Source organism: Aeromonas sp. BIGb0445 (assembly GCF_024809075.1).
In the GTDB taxonomy this organism is placed as follows: domain Bacteria; phylum Pseudomonadota; class Gammaproteobacteria; order Enterobacterales; family Aeromonadaceae; genus Aeromonas; species Aeromonas rivuli.
On record NZ_JANUES010000009.1, the window covers coordinates 1 to 24,033 of the forward strand.

Below are 24,033 nucleotides of genomic sequence, written 5' to 3' on the forward strand. Positions count from 1 at the left end.
TGATCCCATGCCGAACTCAGAAGTGAAACGCGGTAGCGCCGATGGTAGTGTGGCATTCGCCATGCGAGAGTAGGACACTGCCAGGCTCCTAATTAGACAACATTGTACGCAGTACGATGTTGGCCGAGAGGATGACACCTCGCTGAAACGGCAGACGATTTAGCAAAGCGCTAGCCAAATTGCGGAGCGGTAGTTCAGTTGGTTAGAATACCGGCCTGTCACGCCGGGGGTCGCGGGTTCGAGTCCCGTCCGCTCCGCCAATAAATAGAAAAGGCCTTCCCTCACGGGAAGGCCTTTTTGCTTTTGGATATTCGCGAACGGGAGTAAGGAAACAAGGGACAACAGACAGGGCTGCGACTTGCCACTGGCAACTCGACCCCTGCCTGTGGCACCTTGTGCTTGAGCCGGACGGTGTCCGTCTCCCCGTCCGCTCCGCCAATAATTTGAGGGCCTTCCCTCACGGGAAGGCCCTTTTGCTATGCATATTCAGCATCTGAGTCCAAGAAGCCCAATCTGTCGATTGGGCTTTTCTCGTTGTGCTTTGTCACAGCGGCGTGGGGATTCCTCTAGTAGTAGATGCAGAGCCAGACGGTGGTCTCGGTAGGGTGAGTCCACTCCACCCTGTGCTGAAGGTGCGCCGGGATGTTGATGTAGTCCCCAGGTCCCAGATGGACGCGCTCCTGGGCCCCAGCTTCCGGTTCGAGAAAGAGCAAGATAGCTTCCCCCTGCACCACCAGTACCCATTCATGCTCATCCTGATCGAACCATTCACCGGGTGGGGTGTGCTGCCCCAGGGAGACAATGCGCTCGATACGGAAGTGATTGGTACTGACCAAGTCGCTGAACAGCTCTGTGGGCAAGGGAGAGGGAATGTGAGCAAGCAGGTTTCCTGTGTGCATGAGCCTGTCTCCGGCTGAAGTGGGTTCCCTCGAAGTGTAGAAGCTGGCGACACTCGGCGACTCGTCAAATGTGGCCCTCAATGAGACCTGCGATCGAAAAAATCGGGGAAATACGACCTTACACGCTGCAATTTCGCTAAATTCTTGCTATTTTGCGCGCCATCTACGCAAACGATTTCCTTCACACTTTTCAGGATGAGTTATGGCAACGCAAGAAATGACGGCCCGCACCGGCAAGAGCGGATTTCTCGACTCCTACTTCTCCATCTCCGAGCGCGGCAGCAGTGTGCGCCAGGAGCTGTTGGCCGGGATGACCACCTTCCTCGCCATGGTGTACAGCGTCATAGTGGTGCCGAACATGCTGGGTGCCGCCGGTTTTGAGCAGGGCCCCGTCTTCGTGGCGACCTGCTTGATCGCCGCCTTCGGCTCCCTGCTGATGGGCCTGTGGGCCAAGCTGCCGATGGCCATAGGTTGCGCCATCTCCCTCACCGCCTTTACCGCCTTCAGTCTGGTTCTGGGTCAGGGACTGAGCATTCCGGTCGCGCTGGGCGCCATCTTCCTGATGGGTGTGCTGTTTACCCTGATCAGCGTCACCGGCGTGCGCCAGTGGATCCTGGATAACCTCCCCTCCGGCATCGCTCACGGCACCGGCATAGGTATAGGTCTGTTCCTGCTGCTGATCGCCACCAACGGCGTCGGCATGGTGATCAAGAACGAAGGGGCCGGTCTGCCGGTGCAACTCGGTGAAGTGACCTCCTTCCCTGTCATCATGACGGTGCTGGGTCTGGCCGCCATCTTCGGTCTGGAGCGTCGCAAGGTGCCGGGCGGCATCCTGATGGTGATCATCGCCATCTCCATCCTCGGCCTCATCTTCGACCCGAAAGTGACCTGGCAGGGCTTCTTCGCCATGCCGAGCCTGACCGGCGAGAAGGGCTCTCTGGTGGGCAGCATGGATCTGCTGGGCGCCCTCAATCCGGTGGTCATTCCGACCGTGCTAGCGCTGGTGATGACCGCCGTGTTTGACGCCACCGGCACCATACGTGCCGTGGCCGGTCAGGCGGGCCTCATCAACGAACGTGGCCACATCATCAGCGGCGGCAAGGCCCTGACTGCCGACTCCGTCAGCAGCATGGTCGCTGGCGTCGTGGGTGGTGCTCCGGCCGCCGTCTACATCGAATCCGCCGCAGGTACCGCAGCCGGCGGCAAAACAGGTCTGACCGCTGCACTGGTTGGCGTGCTCTTCCTGCTGATGATCTTCCTCTCCCCGCTGAGCTATCTGGTACCGGCCTACGCCACAGCACCGGCCCTGATGTACGTCGGTCTGCTGATGCTGGGCAACGTCACCAAGCTGGACTTCAGCGATTCGGTCGATGCTCTCGCCGGCATGCTGTGCGCCGTCTTTATCGTGCTGACCTGCAACATAGTCACCGGCATCATGCTGGGCTTCGTGGCGCTGGTCGTGGGTCGTCTGTTTGCTGCCGAGTGGAAGAAACTCAACGTCGGCACCGTCATCATCGCCGTGGCGCTGGTGATCTTCTATGCCGGTGGCTGGGCCATCTAAGGCTTCCGGTGATAGCGAAGGGCCCTGCGGGGCCCTTTTTCATGGTTGTGAGGCCGTTAACAGTTTCCCGCCCGTTTGCCCCGCGCCGTTTCAGGTTGAAACGCCAAGCCCCCTTCTGCTGTTTCAAATCCGAACCGAACAGGCCGTCATTTTTCTCCCGATATATCCCGTTAGACTGGCTTCATCAACCATCTGCCTACCCGTGCGGTGGCAAGCCAAGGAGTGAGCCATGAAGAAGCTGATCAATGCCGTCGATGCCGTGGTCCGTGAACAACTGATGGGGATGGCAGCCGCTCACCCCGAGCTCAAGGTACGTATCGAACCCCACTACATCACCCGCGCCGACTCCCCCGTGATGGGCAAGGTAGCGCTGGTCTCCGGCGGTGGCAGCGGCCACGAGCCGATGCACGGCGGTCTGGTGGGCAAGGGGATGCTGGATGGCGCCTGCCCCGGCGAGATTTTTACCTCGCCAACCCCGGATCAGATGTACGAGTGCGGTCAGACCGTTGATGGCGGCGCGGGCGTGCTGTTCCTGGTGAAGAACTACACCGGCGACGTGCTCAACTTCGAAACCGCGGTCGAGCTGCTGCACGGTGACGGGGTCAAAGTCGGCTTCTCGCTGATCGATGACGATGTGGCGGTGAAAGACAGCCTCTATACCGCCGGTCGTCGTGGCGTTGCCACCACGGTGCTGTGCGAAAAACTGGTGGGGGCCGCTGCCGAGGCGGGCTATGACTTGACCCGTTGCGAAGCGCTGGCCCGTCGCATCAACAACCAGAGCCGCACCATAGGCGTTGCCATGCACGCCTGCACAGTGCCTGCCGCTGGCAAGCCCTCCTTCACCCTGGCGGACAACGAGATGGAGTTCGGCGTGGGTATCCACGGCGAACCGGGCATAGCGCGCCGCCCCTTCACCGACCTCAATACCCTGGTGGACGACATGTTCGAAGAGCTTGCTGACAACACCCCCTATGGCCGTACCCTGCGCCACTGGGACAGAGCCTCCGGCAACTGGCAGGAAGAGCACAGCTTCATCGAGCCGCTGAATGCGGGCGATCGGGTCATCGCCCTGGTCAACAGCCTGGGAGGCACCCCTCTCTCCGAGTTGTACGGCGTCTATGGGCGTCTCGCCAGCCGCTGTGAAGAGGCGGGCATCCATCTGGTGCGCAACCTGATTGGCCCCTACTGTACCGCCCTCGACATGACCGGCATCTCCATCACCCTGCTCAAGGTGGATGACGAGCTGATGAGCCTGTGGGATGCCCCCGTCAATACCCCCGCCCTGCGTCGCGGCTGCTAAGGAAAACCCATGTTAAGCAAGCATCAAATCGTCAACTGGCTGCTCGACTGCGAGCCTCTGTTTACCAATGCGAGGGAGCATCTCACCGCGCTGGATACCGACATCGGTGATGGCGACCACGGCCTCAACATGCAGCGCGGCTTCACCAAGGTGGCCGAGAAGCTGCCCGCGGTGGCGGACAAGGACATAGGTCAGGTGCTGAAAACCACCGGCATGACCCTGCTCTCCTCGGTCGGCGGCGCCAGCGGCCCCCTCTACGGCACCTTCTTTATCCGGGCGGCGGCCAGTACCGACGCCTGTCAGAGCCTCAGCCTCAGCCAGCTTGACAAAATGCTGAGCGACGGAGTCGAGGGCATTGTTTCTCGCGGCCGCGCCGAGCCGGGCGACAAGACAATGTGCGATGCCTGGTGGCCGGCGCTGGCCGCCCTGCAACAGGCACAGCAGCAAGCGCTGTCGCTCAATGATGCGCTGGACAAGGCAGTCGCGGCTGCCGCAGCCGGCACCGAGGCCACCATACAGATGCAGGCCCGCAAGGGGCGCGCCAGCTATCTGGGCGAGCGCAGCATAGGCCATCAGGATGCCGGGGCCACCTCGACCCTGCTGCTGCTGACCGCCCTGCGTGACAGAGCGAGGTTGTGACATGATAGGAATCGTCGTTGTCTCTCACAGCGCCATCCTGGCGGCCGGATTGAAAGCGCTGGCCGACCAGCTGGGCAGCCCGGCCAGATTGCTGCTGGCGGCCGGGGTCGATGACCCCGACCACCCCATAGGCACCGATGCCATCGCGGTGATGAGTGCGATCGAAGAAGCGGACGACGGCAGCGGTGTGCTGGTGCTGATGGACTTGGGCAGCGCTCTGCTCAGCGCCGAGACCGCCCTCGAACTGCTGCCCCCTGAGCTGAGCACCCGGGTACGGCTCTGCCCCGCCCCGCTGGTCGAGGGCACCCTGGCCGCCGTGGTGGCGGCCGGATCCGGCCTGACGCTGGACGAGGTGGCCGCCGAGGCGCTCGGCGCGCTAGGCCCGAAACAGGCGATGCTGCCCGCCAGCGCGGCGCAGACCGCCACCGAGACAACCTCCGTTGCCGACGACGGCTGGCTGCGCTGCGAGGTGGTGGTGGATAACCCCCACGGCCTGCATGTGCGCCCCGCCGCCCGACTGGTGGCCGCCCTCAAGCCCTTTGCCGCTGAACTCAAGCTGCAAAAGGGGGATAAAGAGGCCAACCCCCGCAGCCTGACCCGGCTCGCCATGCTCAATGTGCGTCAGGGCGACAGACTCACCCTGCTGGCGCGCGGGGAGGATGCCATCGCCGCATTGACCTGCTTCCAGCAGCTGGCAGCGGAACGCTTCGGCGACTGAGGCTCCCATAGCTTTATCAAGGCCCCGCCACCGCGGGGCCTTTTTTTGCTCTCTCTGCCGGTTGTTAGCGGGACGAATCGCGACCCGAGCCACCGTCAGCCGTGATAGTCGGCGGGATCCATGCCGAGCAGCTTCAGCCTCCGCCACAGGGTGGTGCGACTGATGCCCAGTTGCCGGGCCATCTGGCTCACCTGCCCCTTGCAGGCGTGGGCGCTGCGCAAGATGGCTCGGCGCTCCAACTCCGCCAACGTGAGCAGCGGTTGTCCAACCACCTCATTCGCCACCAGCTGATGGCCGTGACGAATGGCGGCGGGCAGCGCCTCCGGCGGGATCTGCCCCTGACTGGCGTGGAGCAGGGCATGCTCGATGGCGCTGCGCAGCTCCCCCAGATTGCCGGGCCAGGGATAGGCGAGCAGACAGTCGAGGGCCGCCGGGCTGAACTGGCGCACCGGCTCTCGCCCCTGCGCCCCTAGCTGCTGGCTGATAAGGCCGGGCAGATCGGCACTGCGCTCCCGCAGCCCCGGCAGCCAGAGCTCGCACGCTTGCAAGGCATAGAGCAGCTGGCGACCGAACTGCCCCTCCTGCACCTTCTGCTCCAGCGGGGCACTACTGGTCGCTATGATCCGCACCTTGAGCGGCAGCACGCGGGCCGAATCGAAGCGCTGGATGCGGCCTGTCTTGAGCAGTTGCAGCAGCGCCGCCTGCATGGGAGCAGAGAGGCACTCCACCTGCTCCAGCACTAGCGTGCCGCCGTGGGCCAGCTCGAACTTGCCCGCTCGCTCCTGCCCCGCCTCGTCGGAGCCCATCAGCTCCAGCGCCATCCGCTCCCTCGGCAGCGCCTGACAGTTGAGAGTAATGAGGGGCCCGGCGGCCCGTTCGCTGCCAAAGTGGATGGCCTCCGCCAGCTGGGCTTTGCCTACCTCCTCTTCACCGCGCAGCAGGATCGGCCCCTGACTCTGGGCCGCCTGTCTGGCGTGGCGCAGCAGCTTGCGCATGGCGCTCGATTCCCCCACCAGCGCCGACAGCTCGGGCACCGTCTGGCGCAGCTGGTGAATGGCCCGCAGCCGGTCGACCGGATGGAGCAGGGCGATAAAGCTGACCCCCTCCGGCCCCGGTAGCGGCTTGAGGCTTATCAGCGCATTGATGAACTCCCCGGAGTGCACCCCGAGCCGCTCCAGGGTCACCTCCACATGACTGAGTGGCGTCTGCCCCTTGATGGCCAGCTGCAACCGCTGGGGCAGCAGCAGGTGCTGCTCCAGCGGCTGACCGAGGCAGAGCGCAGGATCTAGCCGCAGTCGGTCGGCCGCCAGCCCATTGAGGTAGCGCAGCCTGCCTTGCGGATCCCAGGCCAGCACGCCGTCATCCATGCCGTCCAGCAAAGCGTAAAGCTCGCTCAGATGGTGCTGGGACTCCTGCATCAGGCGCTCCATCTGCAGCAGGTGGGCCAGCTCGCGACCGGCGCTGACGGTGAGCGCCAGATCCCCCAGGGTCGCCGCTTCCACCTTGCAGACCAGGGCCATGATGGCGACCTGACGGCTGTTGCTGTTGTAGACCGGGCTGGCGCAGCTGTGCCAGGGGTGCAGGGTCTGGTTGAAGTGCTGGAGGCCGCTGACGCAGAGCGGCACTCCCTCCAGCGCCGCCAGATTGATGGCATTGGTGCCGATGCGCCCCTCGCTAAAAAAAGCGCCGGGGCCAAACCCCAGCGCAGCCAGCTCGCGCAGGGTGTCGGGATGGCCTGTCTGGGCCAGCACACAGCCGCTCTCGTCGGTGAGCAGCAGGGCGCAGGGGCGCCCCTCCATGAATTCGTAGAGATCCTCGAGGGCCATCTCGCCTGTGGTGAGCAGGTCCCGCTTGCGCTGGCGCAGACTCTGCAAGGTCTGCCCCTTGGCACTGTGGGGCGGATGCCAGAGGGTGGCGCTGGTCTGGTGGGCGCAGCGCAGCCAGGAGGCCTGCAGATAGTCAGGGCAGGGCTGGGGTGGCAGGCGGTCAGATGGCATTGTCACTGTCCTGTCCGGCAAGCGTGTAGCCAGAGGGCATATAGATGCTCTGGCCAGGGCTGGGGTGGCAGGCGGTCAGATGGCATTGTCACTGTCCTGTCCGGCAAGCGTGTAGCCAGAGGGCATACCCATAGTCAGGCCAGGGCTGGGGTGGCGGGCGGTCAGATGGCAGGGTCACATGCAATATCCGGCATAGAGAGAGGCCGACCATTTAACCATGCCCGTCCGCCAGATTCAGTGACCTGCCTCAGAGGGCGGCAATGGCATCCTCATTTCCGCCCCCTCGGCAAATTGCTGGCCGAGCCAGTGACAGAAGGCGCGGCACTCCGGCATCCCTTCGCTCTCCTGGTGGATAAGCAGGCTCCACTGGGGCCCCTTGACCCGGCAAGCGGAGAGCGGCAGCAACTGCCCCTGCTCCCTGGCCGGTTGGGAGAGCCGTTCGCTCACCAGCGCCACCCCGAGCCCGGCGCTGGCCGCCTCCAGCAGCAGGTCGGGATCGGAGAAGTTGAGCCCCCGGGTCTGCAGTTGCAGATCCTCCCCCCCTTTGAGCGTCCAGTGGTGCCAGTCCAGTTCTCGTTCACCATGGAGGGTGGTGCGCTGTGCCGCCGGTTGGGCCAGCACGGCAGGCGTGGCCACCGGCAGCAACCTGTCCGCCAGCAGCGGCTGATGGCGACACAGGGCCTGCGGCGCGAGATCCCAGCGCAGGGCGAGATCTATGGTCTGTTCGGCCAGTTCGGGCACCTCGTCGCTGGTGAACAGCCAGAGATCGATGTCGGGGTGCTGGCGATGAAACGCCCCCAGTCGGGGCAGCAGCCAGTGGCGGGCGATGGCGGTGCTGGTGTTGAGCACCAGCTGGTTCGGCTTGCGGTACTGCTCGAGGCGCTGGATCCCCACCGCCAGTTGCAGCAGCACGCTCTGGGTGGTCTCCAGCAGATCCTGCCCCGCATCGGTCAGGGCGACCGAGCGCCCCTGCCGGTGAAACAGCGGCTGGCCGAGCAGCTCCTCCAGGGAGCGGATCTGCTGGCTGATGGCGGACTGGGTGAGGTGCAGCTCCTGGGCCGCCTGATGAAAACTGCCGAGGCGAGCCGCCGCCTCAAAGCCCCGCAGCACGTTGAGCGGGGGCCAGTGTTTGAACATCATTGATTAGCTCCACTTATCACTTGTACTGAAAATCGATCGTTTGTTCGCCGTGTTCTGTGGGAATAGTCTATTCCCATCGTCAGCAACCTTAATAGTACCTAATCAGAGAGGGAATATGCGGGAACAGGGAATAGTGGCAAAAGGCTGGTTCATGCCCGCCGAATGGTGCCAGCACGCCGCGACCTGGATGGTCTGGCCCCACAACAAGGCGCTGTGGGAATCCGGCTGGGGCGTCACCCTGGCCGAGGTGCAGCAGGACTTCGCCCGGGTGGTCAACGCCATTGTCCGGTTCGAGCCGGTCAGGCTGGTGGTCGACCCTTGCGCGCTGGCCGAGGCGCGCGCCCTCTGTGACGACAGGGTGACCCTGGTCCCCCTCCCGGTGGATGACAGCTGGTGCCGCGACTCAGGCCCCACCTTTATCTGCCACCCCGAACTGGGCAGTGCCGGGGTGAGCTGGCGCTTCAACGCCTGGGGCGGCAAGTCGGTCCATCAGCTGGACGAGGGGCTGGCTCGCCGCATCCTCAACAGCCTGGAGCTGGAGTGTATCGGCAGCTTTCTGGCCAACGAGGGGGGCGCCATCCATGTGGACGGCGAAGGCACCCTGATCACCACTGAATCCGTGCTGCTCAACAGCAACCGCAACCCGGGCATCAGCAAGGGTGAGATCGAGCAGATCTTCGGTCGCCTGCTCGGTATCGAGCAGACCATCTGGCTGCCGGGGGATCCCGACCATGTCACCGGCGACATGACCGATGGCCATGTGGACGGGGTCTGCGCCTTCAGTCGCCCCGGCCAGCTGCTGGTGGATGCCACTCTGGATAGCACCTCGACCTACGGCCTTGTGGTGCGGGAGAACCGCCGCGCCCTGGCCCTGGCCACGGATGCCAGGGGGCGCGCCTTCGAGCTGCAGGATCTGTACGACGCGAGCGAGGCCGTAGACACGGAGGCAGAGGTGTTCTGCGCCTCCTACACCAACTTCTACCTCGTCAACGGCGCCGTCATCATGCCCGCCTACGGGGTGGCGAGCGACCGGGAGGCGGCGGCTGTGCTGCAAGGCGCCTTCCCGCACAGGGAAGTGGTGCCGGTCTCAATCAACCGGCTGGCCCACGGCGGCGGCGGCATCCACTGCATCACTCAGCAGCAGCCCGCCTGGCCGCTGTTGGGCTGAGCGTTGCACGGCGGCGGCCAATCACAGGGGAGTAACCACATCATGATCAGGAAGACACTCGGGTGGATGGGCTGTCTGGCCCTGCTGCTGAGCCTTGCGGCCGAGGCCGGGGAGGCCGATGCGGCAACAGGGGAGGAGAAGGTGCTGCGGCTCTACAACTGGGCCGACTACTTCGCCCCCGATACCCTCAGCGCCTTTACCAAGGAGACAGGGATCCGGGTCATCTATGACGTCATGGACAGTAGCGAGACCCTGGAGGCCAAGCTGATGGCCGGTCGCAGCGGTTATGATCTGATCTTTCCCGGCGATACGGTGGCGGAGCGGCTGATGCGGGCGGGCAGCCTGCAACCGCTCGACAAAAGCAGGCTGCAGCATTTGGCTGATATCGAGCCCGGTTTGCGGCGGCTGCAGCAGGCTTATCCCCATTCCAGGGAGGCGGTGGTGCCCTACACCTGGGGCACCATAGGGCTCACCTACAATGCGGACCTCATCAGGCAGCGGATGGCGGATGCCCCGGTGGGCAGTCTCGACCTGCTGTTCAAGCCCGAACTGGCGGCAAAATTTGCCGACTGCGGCATCTCCATCATCGACTCCCCCGACGAGGTGCTGGCGGTGGTGCTGCACTATCTGGGGCGGGATCCCCACAGCGGCAAGGCCGAGGATCTGGCTGCCGCACTGGCGCTGCTCAAGGGGCTCAAACCCTATGTGCGCAAGTTTCAGTCCCAGCCGGTGACCCAGCTGGTGAATGGTGACATCTGCCTGTCGCTGGGCTACAGCGGCGACATGACGCAAGCCAGACGGGCCGTCGTCGAGGCGGGCAAGCGCAGCGACTTTGAATACCGGCTGCCGAAGGAGGGGAGCACCGTTTGGATGGATACCATGGCGATCCCGGTGGATGCCCCCCATCCTGAGTATGCCTATGCCTTTATCAATTTCGTGATGCGCCCGGCCAACATGGCCGCTATCACCAACAGCACCGGTTATCCAACCGCCAGTGCCAAGGCAAGATCCATGGTGGATGCCACCATGACAGCCAACCCGGATATTTATCTGGATGAGGCCAGCTACGGGCGACTCATTCCAGGCCAGGACATTGCACAATCCCAGATGCGAGCCCGGATGCGAGCCTGGACTCGTTTCAAGAGCAGCCTCTGAATCTGAAGGAGTAAAGAGATGCCATCCCGACGCCAAGTATTGAAACAGCTGGTTGCCATAGGGGCGCTGGCCGGACTGACTGGCCTGCCACGGGCCCAGGCTGCCGCCACCGGGGCCTCGTCGGTCAGCGCCGCCGGTCACTACCAGATGCCGGACGAGGCTGCAGCCCAGACTCGGGTCTGGGTCGCCTTCGGTGCCAATCGCGAGATCTGGGGCCGTAACTACCAGGATGTGCAGGCCACCATAGGCCGGCTGGTCAAGGCAATGACCCCCCATACCGAGGTGAACGTGCTCTGCCATGGGGAGGAAGAGGGTCTGGCCCGTCAGCTCTGTGGCGAGCACAACACCCACTTCATCCCCGCTGAGCTGGATGACATCTGGCTGCGGGATACCGGCGGTGTCTTCGTACAGGACGAGCAAGGGGAGCTCGCGCTGGTGGACTTCAACTTCAACGGTTGGGGTGACAAACAGGAGCATGACTATGATGCCAGGGTCGCCTCCCTGGTGAGTCGGCAGGCGGATGCCCACTATCTGCAGAGCAAGCTGATTGGCGAAGGCGGGGGCATAGAGGTGGATGGCAACGGCACCGCCATCATGACCGAGAGCAGCTGGCTCAACAGCAACCGCAACCCGGGCCTGACCAAGACGCAGCTGGAGGCAGAGCTGAAAACCAACCTGGGGCTGCGCAAGATCATCTGGCTGCCGGGCATCAAGGGCAAGGATATCACCGATGCCCACGTCGACTTCTACGCCCGCTTCGTGCGCCCCGGGGTGGTGGTGATCAACATGGACAACGATCCTGATTCCTACGACTACAAGGTGACCCGCCAGCATCTGGCCATCTTGCAGCAGGCGACGGACGCCGATGGCAACAAGCTGGAACTGCATCAGCTGCCGCCCCCGCTGGGTGGGCGGGACAATAAATTCAGCCGTAGCCCGGACTTTGCCGCCGGTTACATCAACTACCTGCCCATCAACGGCGCCGTCATAGTCCCCGAGTTCGGCGACAAGGCGGCCGACCGCTATTGCCAGGATCTGCTGGCCCGCCTCTACCCGGGGCGCAAGGTGGTGGCCGTCAACATAGACCCGGTGGCGGCGGGGGGCGGCGGTATTCACTGCATCACCCTGCATCAACCAGCTTGAGTCAGTGCCATAACAAAAACGCCGCCCAAATGGGCGGCGTTGCTCGTTGCGGGCTTTACTCCGCCTTGGGCGGCACGGGCGCTGCAACGGCGGCGGATTGATCCTCTTCCTTGATCCAGGCATCGAGCAGGGTGTAGCCCACCGCCAGCACCACTGGGCCGATGAACAGGCCGATGATCCCCATCGCCAGCAGGCCGCCGATGACGCCAACCAGGATCAGGATCAGGGGCAGATCGGCGCCGCGCTTGATGAGGAAGGGACGCAGGAAGTTGTCCATGGTGCCCGCCAGCAGCGACCAGACCAGCAGGAAGGTGCCCCAGGTAGTATCGCCGCTCCAGTAGAGGTAACCGACGCTGGTCAGCAGCACCGGGAAGGGGCCGATCTGGGCGACGATCAGCAGGAACATCAACACCACCAGGATCATGACGTAGGGAATGCCGGCAATCAGCAGGCCTATCCCGGCCACCGAGGATTGTACCAGGGCGGTCACCACCACCCCCATGGCCACGGCGCGGATGGCCTGGGAGGCCAGCACAGTGGCGTTGTCTCCCCGCTCACCGGCCAGCCTGTGGGCGAAGCGACGGATGCCGACAGCGACAGTTTCCCCCGAGTGATAGAGCAGGCCGCAGATCCCCACGGTCAGCAGGAAGTGGACGAACAAGAGCCCCAGGTTACCGGCTTGGGAGGCGAGCCAGCGGGCGGTCTGGCCGAAATAGGGTGCCAATTTGGCGAACAGTACCTGACCACCGCTGGCCAGGATCTGCTGCCACAGCTCAAAGAGTTTGTCCCCTGCCAGCGGTATCTGCTGGAGCCAGAGCAGCTCCGGGGGCGGGGATTTGCTGATGGTGGTGGCCAGATCGATCAGCATGGGGGCCTTCTCCGCCACATTGGCCAGGGTCATGAACAGCGGGATGACGAAGATCAGCAGCAGTATCAGGGTCATGACGAAGGCCGCCAGGGTCCGTTTCCCCCACAGCAGGCGCTGCATCATCAGCATCAGCGGCCAGGTGGCTATGGTGATCATGGTGGCCCACACCAAGGCAGGCAGGAAGGGGCGTAGCACCAGGAAGCAGGACGCGATCAAGATGCTGAGAAACAAGACTCCTAGGGTGAGCTTGGCCAGATCCGGTTTCTTAATAATCATTGTATTCCTTGCGTGGGGTTGCACCCCGATTGTGGTCGTCGGTCAGGGAGATCAGCCACCAGAGGCCCGAGCTCAACCAGAGTCCCAAGAGTCCATAGAGTATCCCTTGTCCGGTCAGGATCAACAGGGAACTGGTGATCAACAGTGGCAAGCTTGCGCTGAGTAGTCCCAGCAGCAGGCAACCCGCCAGGGCGACAAAGCCGGTCAGCCAGGGGCGGCGCCTGCTCCGTTCGACCCTGGATCGACTGCCGAGCAGCAGTGTCAGGCTGAGAATGCCGATGGCGGCGAGCGCGGGGGATTGCAGCACGGCAGCAGCGACACCGGCCAGGCTGGCGAGTAGCAGCCAGGGGAGCTGGCGCGAGGCAAGGGGCTGCAACCAGGGGAACAACAGCAGCAGGCCGAGGCCAAGCAGCATGCCGGCCACCACGTCCGAGATAAAATGCACCCCGAGCCAGACGCGGGCAAGGCCGGTGGCGCTTGCCAGCAGCAGGGCCAGGCATATTGCCAGCCAGCGCCGTCCCGGCCAGGCCCAGCCTAGCAGCAGGCCCCAGCCGAGCATGGCCGTGGCCGAGTGGCCGCTCGGCATGCCAAAACCGGACACGGCGCGCAGGGCGAGTTCGGGCTGGAAGTTGAAGGGGCGTGGCCAGCCGATGCCCATCTTGGTGAGTTGCACCAGCAGACTCAGCCACAGCATGACAAACAGCAACTGCAGGGCTCTGTGCCAGCCGAGCAGGGGCAGCAGCAGAGGCACCAGTAACAGCATGAAGGGCGCAGATCCGGCGAGGTTGGCGAGCTGGAGCCAGAGGTTGTGTGGGCCAAGCCGCGCTTGCAGCTGGCGGATCAGCGGCAGTTCCTGACGGTGCAGCGCATTGGCCTCGGCACTGAAATCGGTTCGCCAACTCACCTCGCTATCAGGGATCCGGGGGAGTTGCGGGATCAACCAGTCGAGCTGGGCCGGAAAGCGCCTCAGTACATGGGGCAGGGCACTGGGGGAGATCAGCAGGGCGCTGAGCACCTCCCCATCCCGATTGGGGGCATGCAGCAGGGAGACGGCCCCCGAACCTTGCTGCGCCACTATGGGGGTCAGGGTCTGGCAGGCATAGATGTCTGCCGATTGCCAGCGACCAAGGGGGGCGATGATGCGCCCCGCCAGGCCTGTCTCCTCGAACAGCTCGCGCAGGGCCGCCTGAGGCGGCGTCTCGCCGGGATCGATATAGCCGCCCGTCAGGCTGTAGCGGGACGAGACCCTGTCTTGCACCAGCAGCACTTTATCCTGTTGTTTGATGACGCACACGGCTCCCCGTGCTTTGGATGGGGCGGCCCAAAGGGGCGTCGCGAGCATGAGGGCGAGCAGCAGGCAACAAGGGTATCTGAGCATGGGAGTCCGTTTCCAGGGGCGGTATGAGAAGCGTCACAGAAATCAGTGGCTTGGGCAACGACTTCCGTTGCGAAACAGGCCTGGGATCCTTGGGGTTTCTCCCGCCGAGATTGCTCTGGGGCGCGGCTGTGCCTACTATTGGCAGCTATCCTCACTCTCCATGCAGCAACTCTTGGGATCTCATATGAAACAGTTCGGCTTCTATCTCGGCATCGGCCTCGGCGTCATCCTGGTACTGTTCGGCAGTATTGTCATCTGCCAGGCTCTGCCAGCGGCGCTGGATGTACTAGAGATGCCAAGTCGTATCCCCTTCGTGCGCGAGGTCTACACCTGGCTGATGAGCAGTGCCAATGGCTTGACCGGCCAGCTGGAGCAGAACTTCCTGGAGGCATTCCAGACGGTGCTCAAGCTGATACTGCTGATCACTTTCATGTGGGTCTGCGTCAAGCTGGTCAACATGGGGGTGCTCATCATCCGCGCCGGGGTGGATCTGATCCGTACCGCCATCGAGCACAGCGGAGCTGCGGCCAACAAGGATAACGAGCAGGACAACCTCTACAAATAACCCTGGTCGGTGCAACGAAGAGGCCACCCTGGGGTGGCCTCTTCGCTTATGGTGGGTTGGCGGCCGGATTGAGCGTACCTCACTCTATTTCCGGCAGTCGTTCATGGGTGCTCGGGTTCAGCATATCTTCGTAGCGGGCCTGCAGGGCTTGAAAAGCCGGACCCTGGCGCACCCGGTCGAGGGCTTGTTGCAACAGTGCCACTTCGGCCGGATCCACGGCGGGATTGAAGGCGAAGCAGTTATCCTGCTCGGCCAATACGGCCACTGTGACGAACTGCCGTGGCTCATAGCCAAGCTGGCGGATCTGATAGCGCAACATGGTCTCGTTACCTGCGACCAGATCGGTGCGGGCAAGCAACAACTGGCGTACCACCAGATCCATGCGCGGCACCGTCATCAGCTGGGCCGGTGGCATGCCGCGGTTGAGCAGTAACTGCTCGCCCACATCGGCCTGCATGGCTCCTATCTTCAGGGTGAGCAGGTCGGCCCTGTGGCGGATCCGGGGCAGGTGATCGGCCCTGGCCATCAACACGATGCGCGAGCGGCTGATGGGGCAGACCCATTGCAGGTGGTGGGAACGGGGCAAGGTATGGGCCGTGGTGAGCAGGACGGCATCGGGCTGCTGAGTCAGCAGATACCAGGCCTTGGACCAGGGCAAGAATTGGATGGGCGCTTCCTCTTGCCCCAGCTCCTGCCACATCAAGCGCAATAACTCTATGCTGAAACCGCTACTGCGGCCCTGTTCATCGACGCCATTGAAGGGCAGATTCTGCTCGGAATAGTAAGTCAGCGCCGCGGCTGGCGTGCCAGCCAAGGCGGCCAGCAGCCCGAGTGAGGCAAACAGTTGCATCATGAGCGTCATCCCCGCGCCAGTTCCTTGACGAAGAGTGTAGATCCGGGCGCTGTGCTCTGGGGGTGAGTGCCAGGCAGCATCATTTCAACAGGTTTTCCAGCTCGGCTTCGGCGGCCGCGCGGGCAGCAGCCTGGGGATCCTGAGTCGGCAGCGCACCGCTGACGGCCTTGCTGGCGCTGTCGGTCACGGCGTTGCTCTGCTCACTGACGGCCTTGCTGGCACTGCCGGTGACGGCGTTGCTCTGCTCACTGATGGCCTTGCTGGCGCTGTCGGTGATGGCTTTGCTCTGATCGCTGACGGCCTTGCTGGCACTGTCGGTGACGGCTTTGCTCTGATCGCTGACGGCCTTGCTGGCGCTGTCGGTCACGGCCTTGGTTTGATCGCTGACGGCCTTGTTGGCGCTGTCGGTGACGGCGTTGCTCTGCTCACTGATGGCCTTGCTGGCGCTGTCGGTGACCGCCTTGGTCTGATCGCTGATGGCCTTGTTGGCGCTGTCGGTGACGGCTTTGGTCTGATCGCTGATGGCCTTGTTGGCGCTGTCGGTGACGGCTTTGGTCTGATCGCTGATGGCCTTGCTGGCGCTGCCGGTGACGGCGTTGCTCTGCTCGCTGATGGCCTTGCTGGCGCTGTCGGTCACCGCTTTGCTCTGATCGCTGATGGCCTTGTTAGCACTGTCGGTGACGGCTTTGGTCTGATCGCTGATGGCCTTGCTGGCGCTCTCTGTTACCGACTTGCTGGCACCCTGCACGGCACCATCGAGCGCCGCACTGGCGGAGCCGGTCATGGCCCCCTTGAGGGCATTTGCACTGGTATGCTGCCAGCCATCCATCTCGCTCGGCCAGCTTGGCGTCATCTGACCCAGTTGTTCGCCAAAGACCTCGACCACATCCCCCTTGAGCAGCTTGACCGCCATCTGGTTGGTGTCCGAGTTCCAGACCAGACCTGCCTTCTGAGCCATGTCGGGCACAGGGGTATAGCGGGATACCACATAGAAGAGCGGACCCTCTTGCTGCAGCTCGCCAGCGGTCTTGAGCAGGGCAACGGTGGTGTCATAGTTGGGGCCGAGCAGGGCCGTCATCCTGTCCTTGATGAGGGGCTGTTCGAACAGGTTGACCTCATTGGGATCGAAGCCAACCAGGGGTTTGAGGAGGGCCCACATCAGCTGGCTGGAGGGGCCCATCAGCAGCAGGGGGGCGACACAGGCGGATAACATCAGGCTCAGGCAAGCGGCCTTGAGGAAGGTCATGATACGCATTAGGAGAAAATCCAGATAACGATTTGATAACTAAGGTAATCTAGGCCTCGTCATGGCCAGGTTTCCAGGGGTTGTGGCGGCCACTTCCTGTACAGGAAAGCGGGGCGCTGGCAGGCTACCATAATGGTTCCGGAATACCAGCTGGCCCACTACTTATTAATCAAGTTTTCCCCCGTTCTGGTCGCCTGCAAGGGGTAACCAAGGAGTCGTTATGAAATCAGTCGGCATCATGCTGGCCCTGTGGGGCCTGAGTACAGTGGCGGTGGCCGAGCCCTTGCGCCATTCGACCCGGGTGGGCACGGATCTGCTGCTGCCACTGGGCTCATTGCCGGAGCGAGTCTGCTGGTTTGCGGATCAGAAGTATTCCCTTGGCGCCCAGCTTGAGCAGGGGGGATCCTGGCTGGTCTGTGCCCCCATCAACAGTCAGGAGAGCAATGGCCCGCTGGCTTGGCGCTCCGTGCAACAACAGCCGAGTGACGAGGTGCTACCCGATGCACAGATTGAGCGCATTCAGACCCCTCGCTGAGGCTTTTCTTGATCCAGTTAAAGACAGGGGCGGGATGGCTATCGCATAATGTGCCCTCGCTCACAATTGGCATGGGACCCAATACTATGGCTCGTCGCTCCTCTAATATTCAACGTCGTCGCAATAGTTGGTGGTACAAGCGCCTGTTGGTCAGGGAACGGGAAGAGCGCGAAGCGCGGTCCGTTCGGGATTGAGACAGATTGATGAGAAACGGGAACCCCAGGGTTCCCGTTTTTTATTTATCTCTCGGTGGCATGGGCGCTGAATATTGGGCGTCATTGATGGAAGCGGGGCCTGCAGGCCCCGTTTTTACTTTGCTGCCTGCGGCTCAGCGTTGCAGGGCGGCCAGGGCCAGCTCGACCCGCTTGGCGTATTCGGGATCGGCCTGCTCGAAGTGCTTGAGCTGGGCCGCGACTATGGCGTCATCTTCCACATGGATGAGAGAGCGCGCCAGGTTGGCAGCGAGGCGAGCACGTTGCCCCTCGTCCATGATGCGGAACAGCTCCCCCGGCTGGCTGTAGTAGTCGCTGTCATGGTCACGGAAGTCATGGTGCAGGGCGGCTCCTTCCAGACTCAGGGCCGGTTCGTGCTGCTCGCTCGGCTGCTGGGTGCCGAAGCGGTTCGGCTGGTAGTTGGGGCTGGCGCCGCCATTGCTGTCGGAGCGCATGGCACCGTCACGATGGGCGCCGTGGTGGAAGGGGCAGCGCGGGGCGTTGACCGGCAGCAGACCGTGGTTGACCCCGAGGCGGTAGCGCTGGGTGTCACCGTAGGAGAACAGCCGCCCTTGCAGCATGCGATCCGGCGAGAAGCCGATACCTGGCACCACGTTGGCCGGGGTGAAGGCCGCCTGCTCCACGTGGGCGAAGTAGTTGTCCGGGTTCTGGTTAAGCTCCAGCACGCCCACCGGGATCAGCGGATAGTCGCTGTGCGGCCACACCTTGGTGAGGTCGAACGGGTGGATTTTGTAGGTCTGGGCCTCGGCCTCCGGCATCACCTGCACATAGACCTTCCAGCGCGGGAAGTCCCCTTGCTCTATGGCGTTGAACAGATCCACCTGGCTGCTCTCCCTATCCTGCCCGACGACATTGGCCGCCTCTTCATCTGTGTAGAAGCTGTGGCCCTGCTCTGTCTTGAAGTGGAACTTGACCCAGAAGCGTTCGTTCGCGTCGTTGATAAAGCTGAAGGTATGGCTGCCGTAGCCGTTCATCTCCCGCAGGCTCTTGGGGATGCCGCGATCGCTGAACAAGATGGTGACCTGATGCAGGGATTCCGGGTGGCGGGACCAGAAGTCCCAGGCGGCGGTGGCGCTGCGCAGGTTGGTGCGCGGATCCCGCTTCTGGGTGTGGATGAAGTCGGGGAATTTCAGGGGATCGCGGATGAAGAACACCGGGGTGTTGTTGCCCACCAGATCCCAGTTGCCCTGCTCGGTATAGAACTTGAGGGCGAAGCCGCGCACGTCCCGCTCGGCATCGGCGGCCCCCTTCTCACCGGCCACGGTGGAGAAGCGCAGGAAGACAGGGGTCTGCTTGCCGACTGTGTTGAAGAGATCCGCCTTGCTGAACTGGCTGATGTCGTGGGTCAGGGTAAAGGTGCCGTAGGCGCCGGAGCCCTTGGCGTGAACCACTCGCTCGGGAATACGCTCGCGGTCGAAGTGGGCGAGTTTTTCCATCAACCAGATGTCTTGCATCAGCACCGGGCCGCGGGGGCCGGCGGTGAGGCTGTTGTTGTTGTCGACGACGGGGGCACCGTTGGCGCTGTGCAGGCTCTTGTCAGTCATGGGGCATCTCCTTGTGATGATGGAGGCACGATACGGCAAGGGGCGCGAGCGGGGCCAATCGGTCAGTTCTAAGTGTTTGATAGGTAGCCCTAATGGAGTTGGCTACGGACACAAAGGGCGCTATTTTGGACGGACGTTCACGCATCAGGGAGGAGAGGGGATGGTTGATATCAGGATTCGTCAGGCTGAGGCCGGGGATGCCCAGGGGTTGCGGGATCTCTATGCCATGCCAAAGGCTCAGGCAGGCACCCTGCAGATGCCCTATCCGACCCTGGCAATGTGGCAGAAACGGTTGGCCGAGCGTAGCGGCTACGGCCTGGTGGCCATGGTTGATGAGCTGCTGGTCGGCGATCTGGGGCTCTGGCTCGAGCCGAATCCACGTCGTCGCCATGTGGCTGGCATGGGCATGGGGGTCCGGGATGACTGGGCCGGCCGCGGGGTGGGCTCGGCCCTGCTGGGGGCGGCGGTGGATCTGGCGGACAACTGGCTCAACCTGCAGCGGCTCGAGCTGACGGTCTACAGCGACAACGCGGCCGCCATCGCGCTCTACCGCAAGTTCGGCTTCGAGCAGGAAGGTTGCTCACCCGCCTATGCATTTCGTGAAGGGCGCTTCGTCGATGCCCTGCATATGGGGCGGATCCGTCTGTCATGATCGACTATCGCGAGCGCCTGACTCCCGTGCTGCGGGCGCTGGAGCAGGAGCCGGATCTCTCCATCGAGGAGCTGGCGAGCCGCGCCTGCCTCTCCCTCTACCACTTCCATCGGGTGTTCACCGCTGTTGTGGGGGAGGCGCCGGGGGAGATGTGCCGGCGGCTGCGGATGCAGCGGGCGGCCTGGCAGCTCTGCTACACAGACGCCAGCGTCACCGCCATCGCTCTGGGGGCGGGTCTGGCCAGCTCCCAGGCCTTTGCCAAGGCGTTTCGCCGTCACTATGGCTGCACCCCGGGGGAGTTTCGCCGTGACAAGGGCAAGAACGGACACCATGAGCGCAAGGATGGACACGCATGGGGTGCCCCCCTCTCTTATGCTGAAGGCCACTCATCAGCAAGGAGCAACACCATGAAAACCGTCGAGATGGATGCCCGCACCCTGGCCTATATCCGGGTCACAGGCCCCTATGGCGAAGGCTATGACGCCGTCTGCAACCGCCTGCACCAGTGGGCCGCGCCCCGCGATCTGGAAGGGGGGGAGTGGATCTTCATCTACCATGACAACCCGCAAGTGACACCGCCGGCCCAGTGTCGCACCGACATAGGTGTCACGGTGCCGGTGGGGACCCAGGGGACGGGGGAGGTGGAAACCCAGCTTATCCCCGCCGGGCGCTACGCCCAGTCCCGCTACCTCATCACGGATCGCAACCAGTACGGGCCGCGCTGGCAGGAGCACATAGGCGACATAGTGTCCGCCGGACTGGAGTTTGGCAGCGGCCCCTGTTTCGAGCTCTATCACAGCGTGAGCAACGATCCCCTGCAGGACGATGTCAGCTTCTGCTCCAGCGTGCGATAAGGGGGCGGCAATAAAACGAGGCGCCCAGAGGCGCCTCGTTTTATTGGGGGTGGGTGGCCCCATCCCGGCGGCACCTTCTTTCCCGCGCCGCCGCGCAGCATACTGCCCGTATCAGGGCTGGCTGGGCACCTTGTCCCGGCGGGATTTCCACCACCAGCGCAGTCTGATCTGGGAGAGAAGCATACCGATCAGCATCAGGATGCAGCCGATGACGGCGCGTTCATCGAGGATCTCGCCGAGCAGCAGCACACCACCGATGGCGGCGAACACTGTCTCCAGGCTGAGGATGATGGCGGCATGGGCAGGATGGGCACCGCGCTGGCCGACCACCTGCAAGGTGTAGCCGATGCCGACCGAGACCAGCCCCGCGTAGAGCAGGGCCTGCCAACCCGCCACGGCACCGCTCAGGGTCGGGGTTTCGATGATGAAAGCCGTGCCAAGACTGAGCAGGCCACACACCACGAATTGCACCCCGGCCAGGCGGATAGGGGCGACCCGGTTCGAGTAGTGATCCAGCACCAGCAGGTGAATGGCCCAGAACAGGGCGCCGATCACCTGCAGCAGGTCGCCATAGCCGATGGTGAAATCATCGGTCACGCTGAGCACATAGAGCCCGACCATGGCGATGAGGGCGCCGACCCAGGTGTTGGCCCCCGTCTTGTGGCGCAGCGCCAAGCCGAGCACCGGCACCAATATGATGTAGAGACCGGTGATGAAGCCTGCCTTGGCGGCCGTGGTATAGAGCAGTCCCACCTGTTGCAGGGAGGCGGCGCAAAACAGCACGCCCCCCGCCAGGGTGCCGCCGATCAGCAGCAGGCGCGGGTTATCCTCAGCGCGAGGTTGCGTCGGTTGACGGGATTTTAGCCACCAGAGCAGGGGCAGGAGCGAGAGGGCCCCGAGCAGGAAGCGCAGGCCATTGAAGGTGTAAGGCCCCATGTGATCCATTCCCAGCCGCTGGGCGACGAAGCCCAGCCCCCAGATGGCGGCGGCCATCAGCAACATCATGTTAGAACGCATAAGGTTTCATCCCTGAAATCAAAAAGTTGAACTTCCTTCCTGTGCCACCATACCGACAGCCATGGCGTTTGTCTTGGCCGAGCTCAGCCAGGCCCCTGTGACTGGCTGCGAGTATTGAATGGGTCAGGAGCTGGAGCTATGGGCCAGCAGCGGGATCAGCATCAGCAGCAGCAGGTCGATGCGCAGTATCCAGATCACCCACAGCTGCTGTTGCGTCGACACCATGGGAGCCCTGCCCCGCCGCAGGGATTGGCGCCAGCGATAGAAGAGGCGGCTCGGATAGCCGAAACTCAGCGCCATCAGCATGAAGAGCACCAGTTTGAGCCGGTAGCTGGGCAATTGCAGCAGTGCGATCGGGCCCTGAGGCTCTGCGTAGAGTTGCATCAGGCCACTGATGAACAGCAGCAGCAGGGCCAGCGCCGCCAGACCATCGGCGATCAGCAACTTGCGCACCTGCTCGATGGACATGCCGCGCCTGAACAGAAAATACTCGGAGGTGAGGGCGCCGGTGAGCAGGATCAGGGCGCAAAAATGCACCGCGATCCAGTTGTCGTGAGTCAGCATGGCAGCGCAGGTTGTGGGTCAGTGCACATCTCTCTCTTCCTTTGGACGCCGTCGTGACGGGCTGTTAATCTGGCTCAAATGTCCCTGTCACCGGAGTCAAGCTTGAGCAAGTCTCCTACCACCAAAAAGCACTGGTCTCTGGTGAGCCGCATGCGGCTGGGCCTGCTTGTGCTCTTTATTCCCGTGCTGGTGTTGGGGGGCATTTACTATCTGCACATGGCCCGTAGCCTGCAACAGGAGCTGGAGCAGCGGCTCAGCGCCAATAACAGCCAGCTGCGTGAGAGCCTGGTTGAGCCCTACCTGGCCGAGCTGGAACGACAGTTTACCCTTATCTATGACCAAGTGAAGGCCGGGGATGTCGGCGGCAGTGAACTCGGCAACACCCACAGCTACCGCCATGACTGGCAGCTCTACAAGGGGCTGGCCTCGGATATTATCGCCATCTACCTCGGCACCGAGCGGCGCCTGGTGCTCAGCTACCCGGACTGGGATCATAACCCGGCCTATGATCCCCGTACCCGGCCCTGGTATCAACTGGCCTTGGCGCACCCGGGTCAGCGGGTCTGGACCGAACCCTATTACGATTACACCACGGGAAATTTGCTGATCTCCATCGCGAAGACGCTCACCGACGAGCAGGGCAAGATCCTGGGTGTCTTTGCAATCGACTCCCAGTTGCAGCCCCTTTCACTCCTGCTCAATCGGCCCGGTGAAGATGGCTATCAGAGCATCATCAGTGCCTCGGGTCGCCAGCTGGCCCACCCTGATCCCAAGCAGCTGTTCAAGATGATGCCCCATCCCGGTTGGCTCAGGCACTTTACCGACGACAGGGGGCTCTTCTTCGACGAAGAAAATCGCCAGTTTGTCTCCTACAGCCACTTGCCGGAGCAGGGGTGGGTGCTGGTCAGTGTCAAGCCTGCGGCCAGCCTGAATCAGACGGTGGCCCGCGCCTCCCTCAACGTGCAGCTCATGGTGGTGCTGGCCTCCGTGCTCTACCTGGTACTGGCCATCGTCTGGACCCGCTATTTCAGGCGCATGCTCAACGAGATTGCCCGGATGATCCGCTACAGCCGGCATGATCCCTCTGCGACCCAGGTGGGCAGCATACAGGAGCTGAAACATATCTATGCCGAGCTGGCCGCAACCAGTCAGGATCTTCATGAAGTACGCCAGCTGGCGAACCTCGACAAGCTGACCGGCCTCTACAACCGCCGTTTCTTCGATGACCAGTTGGCTGAATTGCTGAGCGAGAGGGAGCCCTTCTTCCTCGCCATGTTCGACCTCGACGACTTCAAAGGGGTCAACGACACCTTTGGTCACCACACCGGGGACATGGTGCTCAAGCGGGTTGCCACCCTGGCCATGGAGCAGTTGGGCGAGCGGGGCTGGGTCTGTCGCTATGGTGGCGAGGAGCTGGTGGCCCTGCTGACGGGGGAGGATCAGCGCATGATCTTCGCCCTGCTCGACGAGTTTCGTGAGCGGGTAGCCAGCCTGACGTGGCGTGAACCCGGGTTGCGGGTCACCCTGAGCGGCGGTCTGGTGGCCAGTGGCCAGGCCCGGGAGGCCAAGGAGTTGATCGTCGCGGCGGATGCCGAGGTCTATCGCGCCAAGCGGGCGGGCAAGAATCGCTGCTATCAAGCGGGAGAGCCGGCCTCTGACCCCGAACCCCTGCTCAGGCAGGTATAGTCAGGGCCAGGCTGTTTTCGCCGGCTTCTGGATGGAACAAGG

The 24,033-nt window shown here is 63.1% G+C and carries 22 protein-coding genes and 1 tRNA gene; 13 read left to right on the plus strand and 10 right to left on the minus strand.

Annotated elements, in window-relative coordinates; all coding sequences use genetic code 11:
• Window positions 1-183: 183 nt before the first annotated feature.
• Window positions 184-260, plus strand: a tRNA-Asp gene (locus M2367_RS15575).
• A 306-nt stretch (window positions 261-566) separates the two neighbouring features.
• On the opposite strand, the gene M2367_RS15580 is transcribed toward M2367_RS15575, so the two are convergent.
• Window positions 567-899 (minus strand): cupin domain-containing protein, encoded by a 333-nt coding sequence (locus M2367_RS15580; protein WP_042044404.1) that lies wholly within the window; start codon window positions 897-899, stop codon window positions 567-569.
• 202 nt (window positions 900-1,101) lie between these two features.
• Here M2367_RS15580 and M2367_RS15585 point away from each other — a divergent pair, with 202 nt between their 5' ends.
• The 4 genes from M2367_RS15585 to dhaM all read left to right on the plus strand — a co-directional run bounded on the left by M2367_RS15585 (window position 1,102) and on the right by dhaM (window position 5,117).
• Entirely contained in the window at window positions 1,102-2,460 is a 1,359-nt protein-coding gene (locus M2367_RS15585) for an NCS2 family permease (RefSeq protein WP_042044403.1), read from the plus strand.
• 229 nt (window positions 2,461-2,689) lie between these two features.
• The gene (gene dhaK / locus M2367_RS15590; protein ID WP_259237199.1) at window positions 2,690-3,760 is read left to right on the plus strand and encodes a dihydroxyacetone kinase subunit DhaK; all 1,071 of its coding nucleotides are present in this window, start codon (window positions 2,690-2,692) and stop codon (window positions 3,758-3,760) included.
• A gap of 9 nt (window positions 3,761-3,769) precedes the next feature.
• A complete protein-coding gene (dhaL, locus tag M2367_RS15595) occupies window positions 3,770-4,399 on the plus strand; it encodes a dihydroxyacetone kinase subunit DhaL (protein WP_259237200.1) in 630 nt (209 codons plus the stop codon).
• Between the two features lies 1 nt (window position 4,400).
• Window positions 4,401-5,117, plus strand: coding sequence for a dihydroxyacetone kinase phosphoryl donor subunit DhaM (gene dhaM, locus M2367_RS15600; protein WP_259237201.1), 717 nt, complete (start codon window positions 4,401-4,403; stop codon window positions 5,115-5,117).
• Window positions 5,118-5,212: 95 nt separating this feature from the next.
• Here the strand turns inward: dhaM and dhaR are convergent, their stop codons facing one another.
• Window positions 5,213-7,114 (minus strand): dihydroxyacetone kinase operon transcriptional regulator DhaR, encoded by a 1,902-nt coding sequence (gene dhaR / locus M2367_RS15605; protein ID WP_259237202.1) that lies wholly within the window; start codon window positions 7,112-7,114, stop codon window positions 5,213-5,215.
• A gap of 234 nt (window positions 7,115-7,348) precedes the next feature.
• Window positions 7,349-8,254, minus strand: coding sequence for a LysR substrate-binding domain-containing protein (locus M2367_RS15610; protein ID WP_259237203.1), 906 nt, complete (start codon window positions 8,252-8,254; stop codon window positions 7,349-7,351).
• 115 nt (window positions 8,255-8,369) lie between these two features.
• Here M2367_RS15610 and M2367_RS15615 point away from each other — a divergent pair, with 115 nt between their 5' ends.
• The 3 genes from M2367_RS15615 to M2367_RS15625 are packed head-to-tail and all read left to right on the plus strand — an operon-like array spanning window position 8,370 to window position 11,720.
• Window positions 8,370-9,422 (plus strand): agmatine/peptidylarginine deiminase, encoded by a 1,053-nt coding sequence (locus M2367_RS15615; RefSeq protein WP_259237204.1) that lies wholly within the window; start codon window positions 8,370-8,372, stop codon window positions 9,420-9,422.
• 42 nt (window positions 9,423-9,464) lie between these two features.
• Entirely contained in the window at window positions 9,465-10,577 is a 1,113-nt protein-coding gene (locus M2367_RS15620) for an extracellular solute-binding protein (protein ID WP_259237205.1), read from the plus strand.
• Window positions 10,578-10,595: 18 nt separating this feature from the next.
• Complete coding sequence (locus M2367_RS15625; RefSeq protein WP_224431450.1) at window positions 10,596-11,720, plus strand: agmatine/peptidylarginine deiminase; 1,125 nt, start codon at window positions 10,596-10,598, stop codon at window positions 11,718-11,720.
• Between the two features lie 55 nt (window positions 11,721-11,775).
• On the opposite strand, the gene ydiK is transcribed toward M2367_RS15625, so the two are convergent.
• Together ydiK and M2367_RS15635 are read right to left on the minus strand one after the other, a co-directional pair.
• Window positions 11,776-12,864, minus strand: coding sequence for an AI-2E family transporter YdiK (gene ydiK, locus M2367_RS15630; protein ID WP_259237206.1), 1,089 nt, complete (start codon window positions 12,862-12,864; stop codon window positions 11,776-11,778).
• Complete coding sequence (locus M2367_RS15635) at window positions 12,854-14,242, minus strand: bifunctional NUDIX hydrolase/phosphatase PAP2 family protein (RefSeq protein ID WP_259237207.1); 1,389 nt, start codon at window positions 14,240-14,242, stop codon at window positions 12,854-12,856. The genes ydiK and M2367_RS15635 overlap by 11 nt, the downstream gene beginning before the upstream one ends.
• Window positions 14,243-14,426: 184 nt before the next feature.
• Here M2367_RS15635 and M2367_RS15640 point away from each other — a divergent pair, with 184 nt between their 5' ends.
• A complete protein-coding gene (locus M2367_RS15640) occupies window positions 14,427-14,807 on the plus strand; it encodes a hypothetical protein (RefSeq protein WP_224431446.1) in 381 nt (126 codons plus the stop codon).
• Window positions 14,808-14,886: 79 nt separating this feature from the next.
• On the opposite strand, the gene M2367_RS15645 is transcribed toward M2367_RS15640, so the two are convergent.
• Window positions 14,887-15,669 carry an ABC transporter substrate-binding protein gene (locus tag M2367_RS15645; RefSeq protein WP_224431445.1) on the minus strand — a complete coding sequence of 261 codons (783 nt, stop codon included), beginning with the start codon at window positions 15,667-15,669 and terminating at the stop codon, window positions 14,887-14,889.
• A 70-nt stretch (window positions 15,670-15,739) separates the two neighbouring features.
• Window positions 15,740-16,915 carry a hypothetical protein gene (locus M2367_RS15650; protein WP_259237208.1) on the minus strand — a complete coding sequence of 392 codons (1,176 nt, stop codon included), beginning with the start codon at window positions 16,913-16,915 and terminating at the stop codon, window positions 15,740-15,742.
• Between the two features lie 211 nt (window positions 16,916-17,126).
• Here M2367_RS15650 and M2367_RS15655 point away from each other — a divergent pair, with 211 nt between their 5' ends.
• Window positions 17,127-17,441, plus strand: a complete 315-nt coding sequence (locus M2367_RS15655; RefSeq protein WP_259237209.1) for a YnjH family protein — start codon at window positions 17,127-17,129, stop codon at window positions 17,439-17,441.
• A gap of 328 nt (window positions 17,442-17,769) precedes the next feature.
• Here the strand turns inward: M2367_RS15655 and M2367_RS15660 are convergent, their stop codons facing one another.
• Entirely contained in the window at window positions 17,770-19,218 is a 1,449-nt protein-coding gene (locus M2367_RS15660; RefSeq protein WP_259237210.1) for a catalase, read from the minus strand.
• Window positions 19,219-19,378: 160 nt separating this feature from the next.
• On the opposite strand from M2367_RS15660, the gene M2367_RS15665 reads away from it, so the two are divergent.
• Both M2367_RS15665 and M2367_RS15670 read left to right on the plus strand, forming a co-directional pair.
• Window positions 19,379-19,870 (plus strand): GNAT family N-acetyltransferase, encoded by a 492-nt coding sequence (locus tag M2367_RS15665; protein ID WP_259237211.1) that lies wholly within the window; start codon window positions 19,379-19,381, stop codon window positions 19,868-19,870.
• On the plus strand, window positions 19,867-20,724 hold the full coding sequence (locus tag M2367_RS15670) for a GyrI-like domain-containing protein (protein ID WP_259237212.1): 858 nt from the start codon (window positions 19,867-19,869) through the stop codon (window positions 20,722-20,724). The genes M2367_RS15665 and M2367_RS15670 overlap by 4 nt, the downstream gene beginning before the upstream one ends.
• Before the next feature lie 111 nt (window positions 20,725-20,835).
• On the opposite strand, the gene M2367_RS15675 is transcribed toward M2367_RS15670, so the two are convergent.
• Together M2367_RS15675 and M2367_RS15680 are read right to left on the minus strand one after the other, a co-directional pair.
• On the minus strand, window positions 20,836-21,741 hold the full coding sequence (locus M2367_RS15675) for a DMT family transporter (RefSeq protein WP_259237213.1): 906 nt from the start codon (window positions 21,739-21,741) through the stop codon (window positions 20,836-20,838).
• 123 nt (window positions 21,742-21,864) lie between these two features.
• Window positions 21,865-22,305 (minus strand): DUF2214 family protein, encoded by a 441-nt coding sequence (locus tag M2367_RS15680; RefSeq protein WP_042044383.1) that lies wholly within the window; start codon window positions 22,303-22,305, stop codon window positions 21,865-21,867.
• A gap of 102 nt (window positions 22,306-22,407) precedes the next feature.
• Between M2367_RS15680 and M2367_RS15685 the strand changes: the two genes are divergently transcribed.
• Complete coding sequence (locus M2367_RS15685; protein ID WP_404972883.1) at window positions 22,408-23,991, plus strand: diguanylate cyclase; 1,584 nt, start codon at window positions 22,408-22,410, stop codon at window positions 23,989-23,991.
• Window positions 23,992-24,033: the final 42 nt, after the last annotated feature.